Raw genomic sequence first — 1,040 nt, 5'->3', positions numbered from 1 at the left:
ATTGAATTCTTTGGAGGAACTGTAACAGGTAATTACTTAGTTTCAATTAATAGTGGTGACGATTCTATCGATTTTGCTGATGGATGGGTTGGTAGCGGTTCTAACTGGTACATTGCTGGTGGTGCCAAAGCTGGGATAGAAGGTTCTAACAACGGAGATAATGGCAATGCCACTCCTGTAACAACTACGACTCTTTCTAACATAACTGTTGTTGGTCCTGTATCTGAAGGCGCGCTTTTCTTTAAAGAAGGTGGTGGAAACTTTACTATTGACAACCTCTATACATCTAATGTTTCTATAGGTGTTATGGTAACTGATGGTGATGCAGAAGCTGCAGCTAGGATTGAAGCAAATGAATTAACAATAACAAATTTACAATTTGCGGATGCAGATGCAGCATTAGCAAAAACTAATTATACTGGTGCAAACCAAGCTTTCTACACAGAAGGCGTAACAGCTGGTGCTGGTAACGGTGCTGCTGCTCCTGATTGGGCTGCAGGTTGGACTATTGGTTTAAGTAATTCAGCAGCTACAAGTGAAAACTTAGAAGGTGAAATTACAGGTGATATTAGCTTAAACGCAACTACTGAGTATATTTTAACAAGTAGTCTTGTTGTTAAAGACGGTGGTTCTCTAACAATTCCTGCCGGAACTACAATAAAAGCTACTGGTGGTACTGCTGCATATATTGCGGTTGCCCAAGGTGCACAAATATTTATTAATGGCGAAGCCAACAACCCAGTAGTTATGACTTCTGGTGAAGAAAATCCTACTGCTGGGAACTGGGGAGGTTTAGTAATTGCTGGTAAAGCTCCTACTAACAAGGGTGCTTCTGTAACTTCTGAAGTTGCAGATTTAATTTACGGAGGAAATGAACCTACCGATAATTCAGGTTCTATTACCTACTTACGTGTAGAATACACAGGCGCTACCTACTCTAATGACAAAGAGTTTAACGGTGTTTCTTTGTTCGGTGTTGGTTCTGGTACTACTTTTGAATACGTACAGTCTTACAATGGTGGAGACGACGGTATTGAATT

Annotated in this window: 1 pseudogene; it reads left to right on the top strand. The window is 40.4% G+C overall.

What is annotated here, in order from left to right:
- Window positions 1-1,040, top strand: a pseudogene (locus tag MWU65_RS17435) (hypothetical protein); the annotation flags it as partial.

The organism is Cellulophaga sp. F20128, from assembly GCF_023015805.1.
Classification (GTDB): domain Bacteria; phylum Bacteroidota; class Bacteroidia; order Flavobacteriales; family Flavobacteriaceae; genus Cellulophaga.
Note: the sequence above shows the minus strand (reverse complement) of the source record. Positions and strands in the feature narration are given on the sequence as shown.